The sequence below is a fragment of the Streptococcus sp. 9903 genome (genome assembly GCF_013276625.1).
Lineage (GTDB): Bacteria > Bacillota > Bacilli > Lactobacillales > Streptococcaceae > Streptococcus.
The window spans coordinates 1-14768 of the sequence record NZ_VMLI01000026.1 but is presented as its reverse complement, the minus strand read 5'-3'; the positions used below and the strand labels follow the sequence as shown (position 1 = coordinate 14768).

The 14768-nt window shown below is 39.4% G+C and carries 12 protein-coding genes and 1 pseudogene; 12 read left to right on the top strand and 1 reads right to left on the bottom strand.

Annotated elements, in window-relative coordinates:
- A partial coding sequence (locus tag HT696_RS09065) for a helix-turn-helix domain-containing protein (RefSeq protein WP_173283579.1) occupies nucleotides 1-862 on the bottom strand: 862 nt, incomplete at its 3' end.
- Nucleotides 863-1045: 183 nt separating this feature from the next.
- Here HT696_RS09065 and tsaE point away from each other — a divergent pair.
- From tsaE to HT696_RS09005, 12 genes and pseudogenes are all read left to right on the top strand, one after another.
- Nucleotides 1046-1489 carry a tRNA (adenosine(37)-N6)-threonylcarbamoyltransferase complex ATPase subunit type 1 TsaE gene (gene tsaE, locus HT696_RS09060; protein WP_173283578.1) on the top strand — a complete coding sequence of 148 codons (444 nt, stop codon included), beginning with the start codon at nucleotides 1046-1048 and terminating at the stop codon, nucleotides 1487-1489.
- The gene (locus HT696_RS09055) at nucleotides 1479-1997 is read left to right on the top strand and encodes a GNAT family N-acetyltransferase (protein WP_173283577.1); all 519 of its coding nucleotides are present in this window, start codon (nucleotides 1479-1481) and stop codon (nucleotides 1995-1997) included. Before tsaE ends, HT696_RS09055 begins: the two co-directional genes overlap by 11 nt.
- Before the next feature lie 7 nt (nucleotides 1998-2004).
- Nucleotides 2005-3021: an LCP family protein gene (locus HT696_RS09050; RefSeq protein ID WP_173283576.1), complete on the top strand. Its 1017-nt coding sequence runs from the start codon at nucleotides 2005-2007 to the stop codon at nucleotides 3019-3021.
- Between the two features lie 85 nt (nucleotides 3022-3106).
- Nucleotides 3107-4363 (top strand): competence/damage-inducible protein A, encoded by a 1257-nt coding sequence (locus tag HT696_RS09045; protein ID WP_173283575.1) that lies wholly within the window; start codon nucleotides 3107-3109, stop codon nucleotides 4361-4363.
- 54 nt (nucleotides 4364-4417) lie between these two features.
- Entirely contained in the window at nucleotides 4418-5584 is a 1167-nt protein-coding gene (recA, locus tag HT696_RS09040) for a recombinase RecA (protein WP_173283574.1), read from the top strand.
- Between the two features lie 114 nt (nucleotides 5585-5698).
- Nucleotides 5699-7069 (top strand): MATE family efflux transporter, encoded by a 1371-nt coding sequence (locus tag HT696_RS09035; RefSeq protein WP_173283573.1) that lies wholly within the window; start codon nucleotides 5699-5701, stop codon nucleotides 7067-7069.
- Nucleotides 7070-7444: 375 nt separating this feature from the next.
- Nucleotides 7445-8395, top strand: a complete 951-nt coding sequence (locus tag HT696_RS09030) for an N-acetylmuramoyl-L-alanine amidase family protein (protein WP_173283572.1) — start codon at nucleotides 7445-7447, stop codon at nucleotides 8393-8395.
- A gap of 487 nt (nucleotides 8396-8882) precedes the next feature.
- Nucleotides 8883-9227: a helix-turn-helix transcriptional regulator gene (locus HT696_RS10870; RefSeq protein ID WP_001056000.1), complete on the top strand. Its 345-nt coding sequence runs from the start codon at nucleotides 8883-8885 to the stop codon at nucleotides 9225-9227.
- Nucleotides 9228-9239: 12 nt separating this feature from the next.
- A complete protein-coding gene (locus HT696_RS09020; RefSeq protein ID WP_319946294.1) occupies nucleotides 9240-9986 on the top strand; it encodes an ImmA/IrrE family metallo-endopeptidase in 747 nt (248 codons plus the stop codon).
- A pseudogene (locus HT696_RS09015) lies at nucleotides 9979-10398 on the top strand (hypothetical protein); the annotation flags it as partial. The gene HT696_RS09020 and the pseudogene HT696_RS09015, both read left to right, overlap by 8 nt.
- A gap of 726 nt (nucleotides 10399-11124) precedes the next feature.
- On the top strand, nucleotides 11125-11679 hold the full coding sequence (locus HT696_RS09010; protein WP_345789496.1) for a PBECR4 domain-containing protein: 555 nt from the start codon (nucleotides 11125-11127) through the stop codon (nucleotides 11677-11679).
- An 845-nt stretch (nucleotides 11680-12524) separates the two neighbouring features.
- On the top strand, nucleotides 12525-14768 hold a 2244-nt coding region (locus HT696_RS09005; protein ID WP_173283569.1), incomplete at its 3' end, for a DUF1542 domain-containing protein.

Here is a 14768-nt window from a genome sequence, read left to right as displayed (position 1 = left end):
CTCGCACATCCATTTCGATGTCATCAACCCTGGCAAACTCTCCACCATTATCGGTAAGAATGACAGGGAAGAGTTGGAAGAAATCTTTGTCCGCTTGGTGAAGAGTGTTCTTGATGTCATAGAGATGTTTGGTAACCTCAAGGGCAGTTTTATTATCCAGAAGTCTAGCGAAGATAAAGTTACAGAAAGATAGATTGAAGGTGAGTAGGACTTTACCTCCCATTCTCCCCATAACTGTGTCCATTTCCAGCCAAGAGTCTAGTTGATTCAGTGCTAAATAGTTTTGGAAATCCTCATAGGAACGGCCTTTTTTAGCTTCTTTAGGGATGGAAGGTAGCTTACTTTTTCGTCTTTCTTTGAATTTAACGGCTCTGGCAAGATCAATCGGAGCGATAGATAGGTACCCTTTTCGGATGTGTCGATAGACAGTTGAGGAGCTGACATCAAGGTTATGAGTTTTGAGAATATGATAGATGTGTTGTCCTTTTTTAACCCCATCAGAAATGACTTTGTCCATGTCCCAGAAGGTCTTGGAATTGAGGGGAGTTCCTTCACGAGCTTCGCCAAGAGTTTGTTCGTATTGTTTTTGAGCTTGCTTAGCGAGGTAGAAGATCTTCTTATAGCCACAATTCTGTCTTCTTTTAGGGCAGCCGTTACAGACAAAGGGAGCTTTGTCGAGTAGAGGGCAAGGAAGGTTATGGCATGTAGACTCTCGGACTTGTCTGTTTCGTTTGACTTCTTTAGAAACAGTAGTCGGGTCTTTTAGAATGGATTGTCCAATAGCTTTGAAGGTTTCACTGCGCTCTAAACCTAATTGGATATCATTACGGTCTGAAAGGGTAAGGTGTTTATGTTTTGTCATAGTAGACCTCGTTTCTAACTCAAACGTCTCACACTTAATTCCACCATAAAAATCCGTTTTAGACTAATTTCCACTTTGGTCAGGCAAGTGGAAGTTACTTTGAGAAGTTACATTATGGATGTTATGATGGTAAGTTTAGCAGGAAAATAGACACAAAAGAAAAGTTTTTGGTATAATAAGAGTATGTACACAAAAAATGAAGAAGAGTTGCAAGCCTTAGGGGAGCGTTTGGGTCATCTATTAGAAAAGAATGATGTTTTAATCTTAACTGGAGAACTGGGTGCAGGTAAAACGACTTTTACTAAAGGACTTGCTAAAGGTTTACAGATTTCTCAAATGATTAAAAGTCCCACCTATACTATCGTAAGAGAGTATGAAGGGTGTCTTCCGCTTTTCCATTTAGATGTTTATCGTATTGAAGGAGATGCGGATTCTATCGATTTGGATGAGTTTCTCTTTGGTGGCGGAGTGACTGTTATTGAGTGGGGAAATCTCTTAGGAGATGCCTTGCCAGATACTTATGTAGAGTTGGAAATTCTAAAAGAAGAAGACGGTCGCCGTTTAAATTTTCAGGCAAAGGGTTTGCGTGCAGAAAAACTCTTGGAGGAGCTTCAACATGGAGTATGAATTGCTCATTAGAGAAGCAGAGCCTAAAGATGCAGCTGAATTAGTGGCCTTTTTAAATCGTGTGAGTTTGGAGACAGACTTTACCAGCTTAGACGGAGATGGTATTCTCTTGACCAGTGAGGAGATGGAAGTATTCCTCAACAAGCAAGCTAGTTCGGACAATCAGATAACCTTACTTGCATTCTTAAATGATAAAATTGCTGGTATTGTAAATATCACAGCTGACCAGCGTAAGAGAGTTCGTCATATTGGAGATCTCTTTATTGTGATTGGAAAAAGATATTGGAATAATGGCTTGGGAAGTTTGTTGCTAGAAAAAGCGATAGAGTGGGCACAAGCAAGTGGCATTCTGCGTCGTCTCCAACTGACTGTCCAAACTCGTAATCAGGCTGCAGTTCATCTTTATCAAAAGCATGGCTTTGTCATTGAAGGTCGCCAAGAGCGTGGGGCATATATAGAAGAAGGGAAATTTATCGATGTTTACTTGATGGGTAAACTGATCGATTAGTAGAAATATGGTTAAAAAAATTATTGGAATGGTGCTAGCTTTACTTTCTGTAACTGTAGTAGGAGCAGGTATTTTTGCTTATACTATTTATCAACAAGGGACAGAAACCTTAGCTAAAACCTATAAAAAAATCGGCGAAGAAACCAAGGTTATTGAAGCGACTGAACCTCTAACCATTCTGTTAATGGGAGTGGACACCGGAAATGCTGAACGAACTGAAACTTGGGTCGGTAGAAGTGATAGCATGATCTTGATGACAGTGAATCCTAAAACAAAAAAAACAACGATGATGAGTTTAGAGCGGGATATTCTGACCCGCATTGAATCAGGGAATGGTCAGGCTCATGAAGCGAAACTGAATTCAGCATATGCAGATGGTGGAGCAGAGCTTGCTATAGAAACCATTCAAAAAATGATGAATATCCATATTGATCGCTATGTGATGGTCAATATGAAAGGGTTGCAAAAACTAGTGGATGCAGTAGGTGGTATTACAGTCAATAATACCCTAGGTTTCCCAATTTCTATCAGTGACCAAGAAGAATTTAATACCATTTCTATCGGTGTTGGGGAGCAACATATTGGGGGAGAAGAAGCCCTAGTCTATGCACGAATGCGTTACCAAGATCCTGAGGGAGATTATGGTCGTCAAAAACGTCAACGTGAAGTTATTCAAAAAGTCATGGAAAAAGCTCTCAGTTTAAATAGCGTTGGTCATTATCAAGAGATTCTAAAAGCTTTGAGTGACAATATGCAGACCAATATTGATTTGTCTGCAAAAAGTATCCCTAACTTGCTAGGCTATAAAGATTCATTTAAAACCATTGAAACACAACAGTTGAAGGGTGAAGGGGAGATGCTACAAGGCGTTTCTTATCAAATTGTTACGAGAAACCACATGTTGGAAATGCAGAATCTTTTGAGACGTTCTTTGGGACAAGAAGAAGTCACTCAGCTTGAAACAAATGTTGTCTTATTTGAAGATTTGTTTGGACGGGTGCCTGTTAGTGACGAAGATAATTAACTTTCTTGATACAAATAAAAAATCAATCGTGGGAAATTTCCTGCGATTTTTTCAAAAAAATACGAATAGATAGGTAGGAGGAAACATGAAAGCAGAAATTATTGCTGTTGGAACAGAGATTTTGACAGGACAGATTGTCAATACTAATGCCCAGTTTTTATCGGAAAAACTAGCAGAGATTGGGGTAGATGTTTATTTTCAGACGGCTGTAGGAGACAATGAAGCTCGTCTCTTGTCTTTGCTTGAGATTGCCAGTCAACGTAGTAGTCTGGTGATTTTGACAGGCGGTTTAGGGCCAACTGAGGACGATTTGACCAAACAAACTCTAGCTAAATTTTTAGGGAAAGAATTAGTCTTTGACCCTCAGGCGCAGGAGAAGTTGGATGTCTTTTTTGCCCAGAGACCAGACTATGCCCGAACACCGAATAACGAAAGACAAGCTCAAATTGTAGAAGGAGCGACTCCACTGCCAAACGAAACAGGACTGGCTGTGGGGGGAATATTGGAAGTCGATAGAGTGACCTATGTCGTCCTTCCCGGTCCACCAAGTGAATTAAAACCCATGGTTTTAAACCAACTTCTACCTAAGTTTATGACAGGGAGTAGGCTATATTCCCGAGTTCTTCGTTTCTTTGGGATTGGCGAAAGTCAGTTGGTTACGATTTTGTCTGATTTGATTGATAATCAAACAGATCCGACTTTGGCACCTTATGCAAAGACAGGAGAAGTCACTCTGCGTCTGTCAATAAAGGCTAGCAGTCAAGAAAAGGCAAATCAGGCGCTGGATATCTTGGAAAATCAAATCTTGGATCACCAGACTTTCGAAGGAATTCCTTTACGAGACCTCTGTTATGGTTATGGAGAGGAGACTAGTTTAGCCAGCATTGTGGTAGAAAAACTGAAAAAACAAGGGAAAACCATCACGGCTGCTGAGAGTTTGACGGCAGGGCTTTTCCAAGCAACTGTGGCGGATTTTTCGGGTGCTTCAAGTATATTTAAGGGTGGTTTTGTAACCTATAGCTTGGAGGAAAAATCAAAGATGTTGGATATTCCTGTCAAGAATTTGGAAGAACATGGTGTGGTGTCTGAATTTACAGCTCAGAAGATGGCTGAGCAGGCACGAATCAAGACCCAGTCTGATTTTGGAATGAGTTTGACTGGAGTGGCAGGTCCAGATAGCCTAGAAGGACATCCAGCTGGGACAGTATTCATAGGCTTGGCTCAAGAGCATGGAACTGAGGTCATCAAGGTTAATATTGGAGGCAGAAGTCGAGCAGATGTACGCCACATTGCGGTTATGCATGCCTTTAACCTAGTTCGCAAGGCTTTATTAAGTGACTAACTTTTGATATAATAGTAGATAGGTCTGAGGACCATTAGAATGTAGGAGAATAGAATGGCGAAAAAACCAAAAAAATTAGATGAAATTTCAAAAAAATTTGGGGCAGAACGTGAAAAGGCCTTGAATGACGCTCTCAAATTGATTGAGAAAGACTTTGGTAAAGGTTCAATCATGCGTTTGGGTGAACGTGCCGAGCAAAAGGTGCAAGTGATGAGCTCAGGTTCTTTGGCTCTTGATATTGCCCTTGGTTCAGGTGGTTATCCTAAGGGACGTATCATCGAAATCTACGGACCAGAGTCATCTGGTAAGACAACGGTTGCCCTTCATGCAGTTGCGCAAGCACAAAAAGAAGGCGGGATTGCAGCCTTTATCGATGCGGAACATGCCCTCGATCCAGCTTATGCTGCGGCTCTTGGTGTTAACATTGACGAATTGCTCTTGTCCCAACCAGACTCAGGAGAGCAAGGTCTTGAGATTGCAGGAAAATTGATTGACTCAGGTGCAGTTGATCTTGTCGTGGTCGACTCAGTTGCTGCCCTTGTACCTCGTGCGGAAATTGATGGAGATATCGGAGATAGCCACGTTGGTTTGCAGGCTCGTATGATGAGCCAGGCCATGCGTAAGCTCGGTGCTTCTATTAATAAAACCAAAACAATTGCCATCTTTATTAACCAATTGCGTGAAAAAGTTGGAGTTATGTTTGGAAATCCAGAAACAACTCCTGGAGGACGTGCTTTGAAATTCTACGCATCAGTTCGTTTGGATGTTCGTGGAAGCACACAAATCAAGGGAACTGGTGACCAAAAAGATACCAATGTCGGTAAAGAAACTAAAATCAAGGTCGTGAAAAACAAGGTGGCTCCACCATTTAAGGAAGCCTTCGTTGAAATCATGTACGGAGAAGGGATTTCTAAGACTGGTGAACTCTTGAAGATTGCAAGCGACTTGGATATTATCAAAAAAGCAGGAGCTTGGTATTCTTACAAGGATGAAAAAATTGGGCAAGGTTCTGAGAATGCTAAGAAATACTTGGCAGATCACCCAGAAATCTTTGATGAAATTGATAAGCAAGTCCGTTCTAAATTTGGCTTGATTGATGGAGAAGAAGTTTCAGAACAAGATACTGAAAACAAAAAAGATGAAGCAGTTCAAGCAGATTCTGTGAATGAAGAAGTTACACTTGACCTAGGCGATGAACTTGAAATCGAAATTGAAGAATAAGTTGTTAAAGTAGTGGAGAAATCCGCTACTTTTTCGATTTTTGATTCAAGTTTTTAGATTATCTATAGTTTGCTGTTTCTTGTCGCTCCACTAGAAAGCTGATATAATAGCCTTATGAATAAAAAACGAACAGTGGACCTGATACATGGTCCGATTCTTCCCTCGCTTGTGAGTTTTGCCTTCCCAATCTTGCTGTCTAATATCTTTCAGCAACTCTATAACACTGCTGATGTCTTGATTGTTGGGCGATTTCTTGGTCAAGAATCCTTGGCTGCAGTAGGAGCGACGACAGCGATTTTTGACCTGATTGTAGGTTTTACTCTTGGTGTTGGCAATGGGATGGGGATTGTTATTGCTCGCTATTATGGAGCTTGTGACTTCACAAAAATTAAGGAGGCAGTAGCAGCCACCTGGATTTTAGGTGCTCTTTTGAGTGTTGTAGTGATGCTACTGGGCTTTTTTGGATTGTATCCACTCTTGCAATACCTAGATACCCCTGCAGAAATTCTTCCCCAGTCCTATCAATATATTTCTATGATTGTGACCTGTGTCGGTGTTAGCTTCGCTTATAATCTCTTTGCAGGTTTGTTGCGGTCCATTGGGGACAGTCTGGCTGCGCTTGGTTTTTTGATTTTCTCTGCTCTGGTTAATGTGGTTCTGGATCTCTATTTTATTACGCAATTCCATCTGGGAGTTCAATCCGCAGGACTTGCTACCATTATTTCGCAAGGTTTATCAGCGGTTCTCTGCTTTTACTATATTCGTAAGAGTGTGCCAGAACTTTTGCCACAGTTTAAACATTTCAAATGGGACAAGGCCTTGTACGCGGATCTCTTGGAACAAGGTTTGGCTATGGGCTTGATGAGTTCAATTGTATCTATCGGAAGTGTGATTTTACAGTCTTCTGTTAATACCTTTGGAGCCGTGATTATTAGTGCTCAAACAGCGGCGCGACGCATTATGGCTTTCGCCCTTCTTCCTATGACCGCTATTTCTGCATCTATGACGACCTTTTCTTCTCAGAATCTAGGAGCTAAGCGACCAGACCGCATTGTTCAAGGTCTTCGAATCGGTAGTCTTCTAAGTATGTCCTGGGCAGTGTTTGTTTGTGTCTTCCTCTTTTTTGCCAGTCCAGCCTTGGTTTCCTTCTTGTCTAGTTCGATGGATGTATACTTGGTAGAAAATGGAAGTCTCTATCTGCAAATCAGTTCAGCCTTTTATCCTATTTTGAGTCTCTTGTTGATTTATCGTAATTGTTTGCAGGGCTTGGGGCAAAAAGTCCTTCCTCTAGTTTCTAGCTTTATTGAACTAATCGGGAAAATCGCTTTTGTGGTCTTGATTATTCCTTGGGCAGGATATAAGGGTGTTATTCTTTGTGAACCCCTCATCTGGGTTGCCATGACAGTTCAACTGTACTTTTCGCTTTTCCGTCACCCCTTGATAAAAGAAGGTAAGGCCATCTTGGCAACAAAAGTGTCATCATAGCTCGATTTACTGAATAAAATCTCTTTCCTCTAGTGAAAATCGAAAAAACTTGTGTTCTCCTCTTTAGTTTGGTCTTGAAAATAGTTTAACAGGCTTTTGACTTCTTTTATATGATATAATAAAGTATAGTATTTATGAAAAGGACATATAGAGACTGTAAAAATATACTTTTGAAAAGCTTTTTAGTCTGGGGTGTTATTGTAGATAGAATACAGATCTTGTCAGTCCTATTTATAGTGTCAAAATAGTGCGTTCTAAAGTTCTATCTACAAGCCTAATCGTGACTAAGATTGTCTTCTTTGTAAGGTAGAGATAAAGGAGTTTCTGGTTCTGGATTGTAAAAAATAAGTTGTTTTAATTGATAAGGAGTAGAATATGGAAATTGATGTGAGTAAATTAAGAACAGATTTGCCTCAAGTCGGCGTGCAACCATATAGGCAAGTCCATGCCCATTCCACAGGCAACCGTAACTCAACGGTGCAAAATGAGGCTGACTACCATTACAGAAAAGATCCTGAATTGGGCTTCTTTTCTCACGTAGTCGGTAATGGTCGTGTTATGCAGGTAGGACCTGTTGATAATGGTGCCTGGGACGTTGGGGGCGGTTGGAATGCAGAAGGTTATGCACAAGTTGAACTGATTGAAAGCCATGAATCAAAAGAAGAGTTTCTGATTGACTATCGTCTCTATATCGAACTCTTGCGCAATCTAGCGGATGAAGCTGGTATACCGAAAACACTTGATACAGACGACTTGGCAGGTATCAAGACACACGAATATTGCACCAATAACCAACCCAATAATAACTCAGATCACATTGACCCCTATCCTTATCTTGCCAAATGGGGTATTAGCCGTGAGCAATTCAAGCAGGATATTGAAAACGGCTTGACGATTGAAGCAGGATGGCAACAGAACGATACTGGTACCTGGTATGTACACTCAGATGGTTCTTATCCAAAAGATAAGTTTGAGAAAGTCAATGGTACCTGGTATTACTTTGACGGTTCAGGCTATATGCTTGCAGACCGCTGGAAGAAGCACATAGACGGCAACTGGTACTGGTTTGACCAGTCAGGCGAAATGGCTACAGGTTGGAAGAAAATCGCTGAGAAGTGGTACTATTTCGATGGAGAAGGTGCTATGAAAACAGGCTGGATCAAATACAAGGAGACTTGGTACTATCTTGATAGTCAAAATGGGGACATGGTTTCCAATGCCTTTGTCAAATCAAATGATGGCTGGTATTACCTTAAAGAAGATGGTACGATAGCAGAAAAACCAGAATTTACAGTCGAGCCTGAAGGCTTGATAACAGTAAAATAATAATGGAATGTCTTTCAAATCAGAACAGCGCATATTATTAGGTCTTGAAAAAGCTTAATAGTATGCGTTTTCTTGTGGAGATATTTCCTTCAATTTTTGCTACTATATTAAATAAAAATCAAAAATCAAACTATAAAGTTATGTTCAAATAAAGTCTAATACTCTGCGGAAATCAAAGTGCAAACCACGTCAGCTTCCATCTGCAACCTCAAAACAGTGTTTTTAGAAGCCTGCGGCTAGTTTCCTAGTTTGCTCTTTGATTTTCATTGAGTATAAATTTGACAATGTAAACCGAGTCGGATAACTTTAAGTACTGTTTTGAGGTTGAAGATACGATTTTTGATAGGAACTCATCAAATAGGTTTACTATCATCAATTTTGGATTTTTAAGTAACATCAATAAATTGCTTTCTTGTTTTGTCATAATTTTTTTATTTAAAAAATTGACTTTATGACAAGAGTGTGCTATTCTTTTTATGAGAGGTGTATGAATATGATAAATGTATGTGATGTTGGAAAAAGAATAAAAGAACTTAGAATATCTTCAAATCTTACTCAAGATAAGATTGCTGAATATTTGTCTTTGAATCAAAGTATGATTGCCAAAATGGAAAAAGGTGAAAGGAATATCACGTCGGATGTTATTGAGAAACTATCTGCTCTATTTTGCTGTACGGTTGAATATCTTTTGTTTGGCGAACAAGCTGAACAACAGTGTGTCATATCGTTTAGAAAAAATAAAATAGTAGACCAAGATCTTAAAGTTTTAGCGAAAATCAATAAAATTGTATTGAATCAATTTGAGATAGATCAGCTATTGGAGACAAAATAAATGATTGATAAAATGGATTTAAGTAATAAAGCTTCAAATCTTAGAAAAAAGTTGGGAGCTGATGGTGAAGCGCCGATAGATATTTTTAAATTGGTACAAAAGATAGAAAATTTGACGCTGGTATTTTATGGACTCGGAAAGAATATTAGCGGAGTCTGTTATAAAGGAACTCGGTCCAGTCTCATTGTAATCAATTCAGACATGTCATTAGGAAGGCAAAGATTTTCTTTAGCACATGAACTGTATCATCTTTATTATGATGAGGTGAAGAAGAGTTCAGTCAGTTTTATTTTGATTGGTGAAGGAGATGAAACTGAAAGAAAAGCGGATCAGTTTGCTTCTTATTTTTTAATTTCCCCATCTTCACTGTATAGGATGGTTGAGGAAATAAGAGAAAATGCCAATAGAACTCATCTTGAAGTAGAAGATATTATAAAATTAGGTCAGTTTTATGGTATCAGTCATAAAGCTATGTTATATAGATTGCGGAATGATGGATACCTTGACGCAGAAGAAATTAAAAATATGGATATTAGTGTTATAGAGACAGCTTCAAGATTAGGCTATGATACAAGTTTATATCGTCCTTTGTCAGAAAGTAAAAAGGAAATGGTATTAGGACACTATATTAAATCGACTGAACAACTTTTAGAAAATAACAGAATTTCGCAAGGGAAGTATGAGGAACTGCTACTAGATGCTTTCAGATATGATATTGTATATGGGCTAGATGAAGAGGGGGAGTTGTCGTTTGACTAGTCGTGTATTTATTGATACAGATTGTATTTCAGCATTTTTATGGGTTGGCACTGAATATCTTTTAGAAAAGCTCTATTCGGGTAAAATTGTTATTCCACAAGAGGTGTATGATGAAATCAATATACCTACAATCCCCCATTTAAAATCTAGGATAGACCAGTTGGTAGCTAAGGGTTCGGCTGAGATTGTGAGCATAGACATTGGAACTGAAGAATACGAATTATATAGAAATTTAACAAGAAATCATGATAGTAACAAGGTTATTGGTAAGGGAGAAGCGGCTTCTATTTCCTTAGCGAAAAAGCATAATGGGATATTAGGAAGTAATAACCTAAGAGATGTTAAACCATATGTAGAAGAATTTTCTTTAGAACATATGACAACAGGAGATATACTGGTTGAAGCGTTTCAAGAGCAATTTATTACTGAACAAGAGGGCAATCATATCTGGAATAATATGCTTAAAAAGAGAAGAAAAATTGGTGCAAATTCATTTTCAGACTATCTTAGTGGAAGTGTTCATCAAAATAGACAAAAATAAATTTGGATAAATCGAACTCACTATTCAGGAGGCATATGAGCACTTCGAAGAAGAAAAGTGTCAAATTGAGCCTATAGGAGTATAAATGTAATCGTAAGTCCTGCATAGGGGATGAGAGAAAAGTTGTCCTTAAAGTTTCCCTGAACTATCAGTCGTATGTTAAACGATATGTAGGGTGATGTGAGAGGGGATAGCGAGTAGTTTTTGGTGATTTTATCAAAAAACTTGTATTTTATCATTCTAAATGATAAAATACAAGAAAAATAGTAGAATAAAGGAAAGCTTTTCTAAAATGTGTATCTCCCCACAGGATTCGTTCTTGTGGGATTTTTTTCGTTAAAGAAAGCGATAAATATTGACTTTTTTAAAGAAAGATGTCATAATTAAGTTGGAAAAAACGTAAAAGTATCACTTTTCTCGTTATCCCGACTCCCAAAACGTCGTTAAACCGCTCGGCAATCCATGGAGACATGGACACATAGTAGTAAGCACGCTATGTGGCTTGGCAGAGCTAAAAACTGTTCCCTTGCGATAAGCCTAATAAGCACAACATAGGGAGTTAGAGAAGCCGACTCTAATCATCCACTTTGGGCAGTAGTGAGAACTGCCCCGTGCTTTTTTTATTTTGAGAAAATATGGAGTTTGTCGTTGAACTTACTTGATTGTATTTTAGATTATCAAGAGAAATTCGATGGAAAAACATGTCAAGTATCAACGAATTATAAGCATTTAGAGACTTTCGAAGTAGATTTTTGCTTGACTGATTTACATCACTTATTTGGCTTGCGCAAAATCACACGAGATTATGCTAGTCAAACAATACCTGCTATTCAAGCTGGTGTTTTTATTTTGGAAGAATATAAAAATAATCCCATGTACAACGATGTTATAGAAAGGATATCTTTGTATAGTTTTATCGGTGATATCTTCTATTCTAAGATAACAAGTTGTTGTATCCTAGCCAAAGATTTATCTAAAAACACTATGAAGTTGGACGTCATATTTTTTGAAGATAGAAACAAAAGATCCGCAATTTTAGGTTTACGAAGAGATAAAAGTGGAGTGTTTAAACCGGTTACTCTACATTTTACAAGCGCTAAGAAATATGCTAAAGTTCGTAAAACAGATGTGAAAGAAATTAAATGGTTATAAAAAAAACTTTTCGCAGGCTTCGGCTTGCGTTTTTTTTGTTTGATAAAATTAAAAAAATGTGCAAAAATAAGTAGAATTGAAAACAGGAAAAAACACCTCCTTTCGATTCGCCAAGCCTCTTCGCAAGGCAATGAGGGGGCGGAGAGACGCGCTCGCCAACAGAAGTATCTCATTGGAAATGTTGCTCACTTTTTTAGTGAGCTTTTTATTTAAGGAATAGGAATGAAAAATAAGAAGTTAAAATTATACTCAATGAAAATCTCTTCAAACCACGTCAACGTCGCCTTGCCGTAGGTATGAGTAACTGACTCCGTCAGTTCTATCCACAACCTCAAAACACTGTTTTGAGCAACTTGCGGCTAGCTTCTTAGTTTGCTCTTGAGTATTAGAATAGGTGATTTGGAGCGTCCTAGCGGCTAGGAAATGCTGATCATAGTCCTTTGCTGAGAATAGGGTGTAACACTCAACTGTTGACCTAATTGATAGGATGGAAATTACTATAAAATACTCAGGCTTCTATCATATATTTTGAAATACCTATGTAATTAAAATGTAACAATATTGTAATATCGGCGCATCAGAGAATTTGCATATATAAATGTAGTATAATCCTTGTCTCTTTGTTAAAAAATAAGTTGTATCAAAAGGCTTTATATACCTTTATATATATATATATATATATATATATAGCTTTTCCTACCTTTCCTGACTCTATCTTGTCAGAGAGGGGGGGTTGATTTGTATGTCAGAAGTGTTACTATATAGTTGATATATTATCGTCTGTCGGCTTCTTGTACGCTTTCTAAGCTTGAGAAAGCACTTAGACGAAGAAAGGATTTATGCTTATGTTTAGAAAAAGCAATAAGGATAACGGAGAGAAAATTTTCCGTTATTCTATTCGTAAATACCATTTTGGTGCTGCTAGTGTTGCGGTTGCGGCATTGATGTTTTTCGCAAATGGGGTTCAAGCGCAGGCGCCTGATGTGTCTCTGGCTACGGCTAGTGAAGTGGTTGCTGGGTCTGCTGGTAACCCTGATGGGAATCTGCAGGAGTCGGATGAAGGAGAGCTGAAGGAGACTGTGATCGAACAGCCAGCTGAAGGTAAGCTTGCGAGTGAGCTAAAAGCGCAAGGCGCTACAGCTGAGGAAGCAAATCAAGGGCAAGAGCTAGATAGGTCTAAACCTGCTCCAGTCGGTCAAGAAGGTCCTCAAGTGGGAGAAATAAAAGAGAGAGAAGAATCAACTCCTACTGCTGATAAGACAGCAGCCAAATCGACCCAAGGCACCCTAGAAGCTTTGTTGGCAAATCTAACCTTAGACTCCATGAAGGCTCTCCACGCTGAAGTCGAAGAAGGTCTTGCAAAGGCTAAGGCGGTCTTAGAGAATCCAAAAGCAACGCAAGCGCAAGTTGATGAGCAAGTAAGAGCTATGGAAGAGCTGACGAGCCGTGTCAATCAAGCCTTGGAGCCATCGCTACCAAAATTGACAGACTTGGGTGAAGCAGGTTCGACAAATAATAAGCTTGTCGAACCAAACGGAACTGCAACTGAGCAAGCAACTGGTGGAAAGCGTCGTAAAAGAGGTGGACTAACCGATCTCGAACCAGCTGCAAACCAAGTCAGTCCAACTGATGGAGGAAAGGAAGCAGCTCCTGAAGCTAACTCTCAATCTACTCCACAAGAACTCCCAACCTACACCAATACGACAGAAGGTGAGAACGGCGTCTATGGACTAAAAAAGGAATTGGAGGATATCACCAAGAAACTCCGACGGTACGGAGCGTCGGAAGATAAAATCCAAGCAGCAAAAGCAGCAGCTGATAAGTTCAATGAAGCCTTTTCTAAAGGTGATACCATCAGCCAAGAAGATTTTGCCGCTGCCCTAGTCGACCTGAAAAAATCCCGAGACCTCATCGAAGGAGTGCTGGAAGAAAAATATGGAGAAGAGACTACAGTTGGAGGAGTAACCCCGCAGCCACGCGATGGTGGCTACTCTGATTTTCGTAATGCTACCTATAGTGGAAGGTCTGCAAGGTCTGTAAGAGCTGGGGAAAACTACTCTGAAGAATTTAAAACAGCTAGAGAAAGTTACTTTGAAAGGACGGACATAGAGGGGCATTCTCCTTATGATAAGTATACTTATGTTTTCTATTCAAATAGAAAACCAAGAGATGAGTCAGTGAAGCTGGCATCAGAGGGTTCTAAGTATCTAACTGTCACAGTAAAGCCTACTGACAGAGGTTTTAGGTGGACAATTGAGATCAACAAAGATAATTACAGGATGATGCCCGGTCTTACGGAAGTGTGGTTTACCATTCCATCAGGGCAAACCGTTAGAAGGGGTACTGAAGGAATCAGTTATCATGAACGTAGTGGGGGAACATATGCTCCGGCTCAAGATGGTCTAGATTTGGTAGAAAAATTAAAGAGGATAAATCTAGGGTTCAGAGAAGTTACAAAAGGAACCATTTCGCATAGTGGTCTCGGTAGGCAAATCGGGCCTTTAGCTGCTCCACGCGGGAGTTTAGAGGAGTTAGCTACATGGAGAGCCTATAATACTCAACCTTACGAAAGACGAGCTGAGAGTACTGAAAATCAAGCTATTTCCAATGAAAAAATATCTAATATAAAAAGAGATGCTGCTGCATCATTATATTACCTTCGACTTCCTAACTCAGATAGATCTTATAAACTAAGCTTTGAAACTGAGGGAAATAGAGATCTTGGTAAACTAGACTATGCAGCAGGGATGCGTGGAAAAGACGGGAATGAAGTTTTCCTTGTGAACCAATGGCACTCTAGAACTACTTCGGAATTCAAAGGGAACGCTCTTCAACAAATAGAACAAGCGCTTAGAGATAAAAATAGTAGCATTACTGGCAATAGGAATTTGTCTCAAGTGGAACAAAAAGGTGCCACTGCAAAAGTAGAGACATTTGCACGGAATGCTCTACGCAGAATTGATCAAGCTCAGCATATCAACCAAGTTGAGAGCGCCCTAAACCAAGGATTGAGTGATATTAGGAATGTGAACCCAGTAGGGAGAGAATTGCCGAAGCAAGAAGTCATACGCAAAGCGCAAGCTAAGAAG

Bases quoted from the DNA above. Each gene is read 5' to 3' on its own strand.
- tsaE (WP_173283578.1), top strand. From the start codon at position 1,046: ATGTACACAAAAAATGAAGAAGAGTTGCAAGCCTTAGGGGAGCGTTTG.
- HT696_RS09055 (WP_173283577.1), top strand. From the start codon at position 1,479: ATGGAGTATGAATTGCTCATTAGAGAAGCAGAGCCTAAAGATGCAGCT.
- HT696_RS09050 (WP_173283576.1), top strand. From the start codon at position 2,005: ATGGTTAAAAAAATTATTGGAATGGTGCTAGCTTTACTTTCTGTAACT.
- HT696_RS09045 (WP_173283575.1), top strand. From the start codon at position 3,107: ATGAAAGCAGAAATTATTGCTGTTGGAACAGAGATTTTGACAGGACAG.
- recA (WP_173283574.1), top strand. From the start codon at position 4,418: ATGGCGAAAAAACCAAAAAAATTAGATGAAATTTCAAAAAAATTTGGG.
- HT696_RS09035 (WP_173283573.1), top strand. From the start codon at position 5,699: ATGAATAAAAAACGAACAGTGGACCTGATACATGGTCCGATTCTTCCC.
- HT696_RS09030 (WP_173283572.1), top strand. From the start codon at position 7,445: ATGGAAATTGATGTGAGTAAATTAAGAACAGATTTGCCTCAAGTCGGC.
- HT696_RS10870 (WP_001056000.1), top strand. From the start codon at position 8,883: ATGAATATGATAAATGTATGTGATGTTGGAAAAAGAATAAAAGAACTT.
- HT696_RS09020 (WP_319946294.1), top strand. From the start codon at position 9,240: ATGGATTTAAGTAATAAAGCTTCAAATCTTAGAAAAAAGTTGGGAGCT.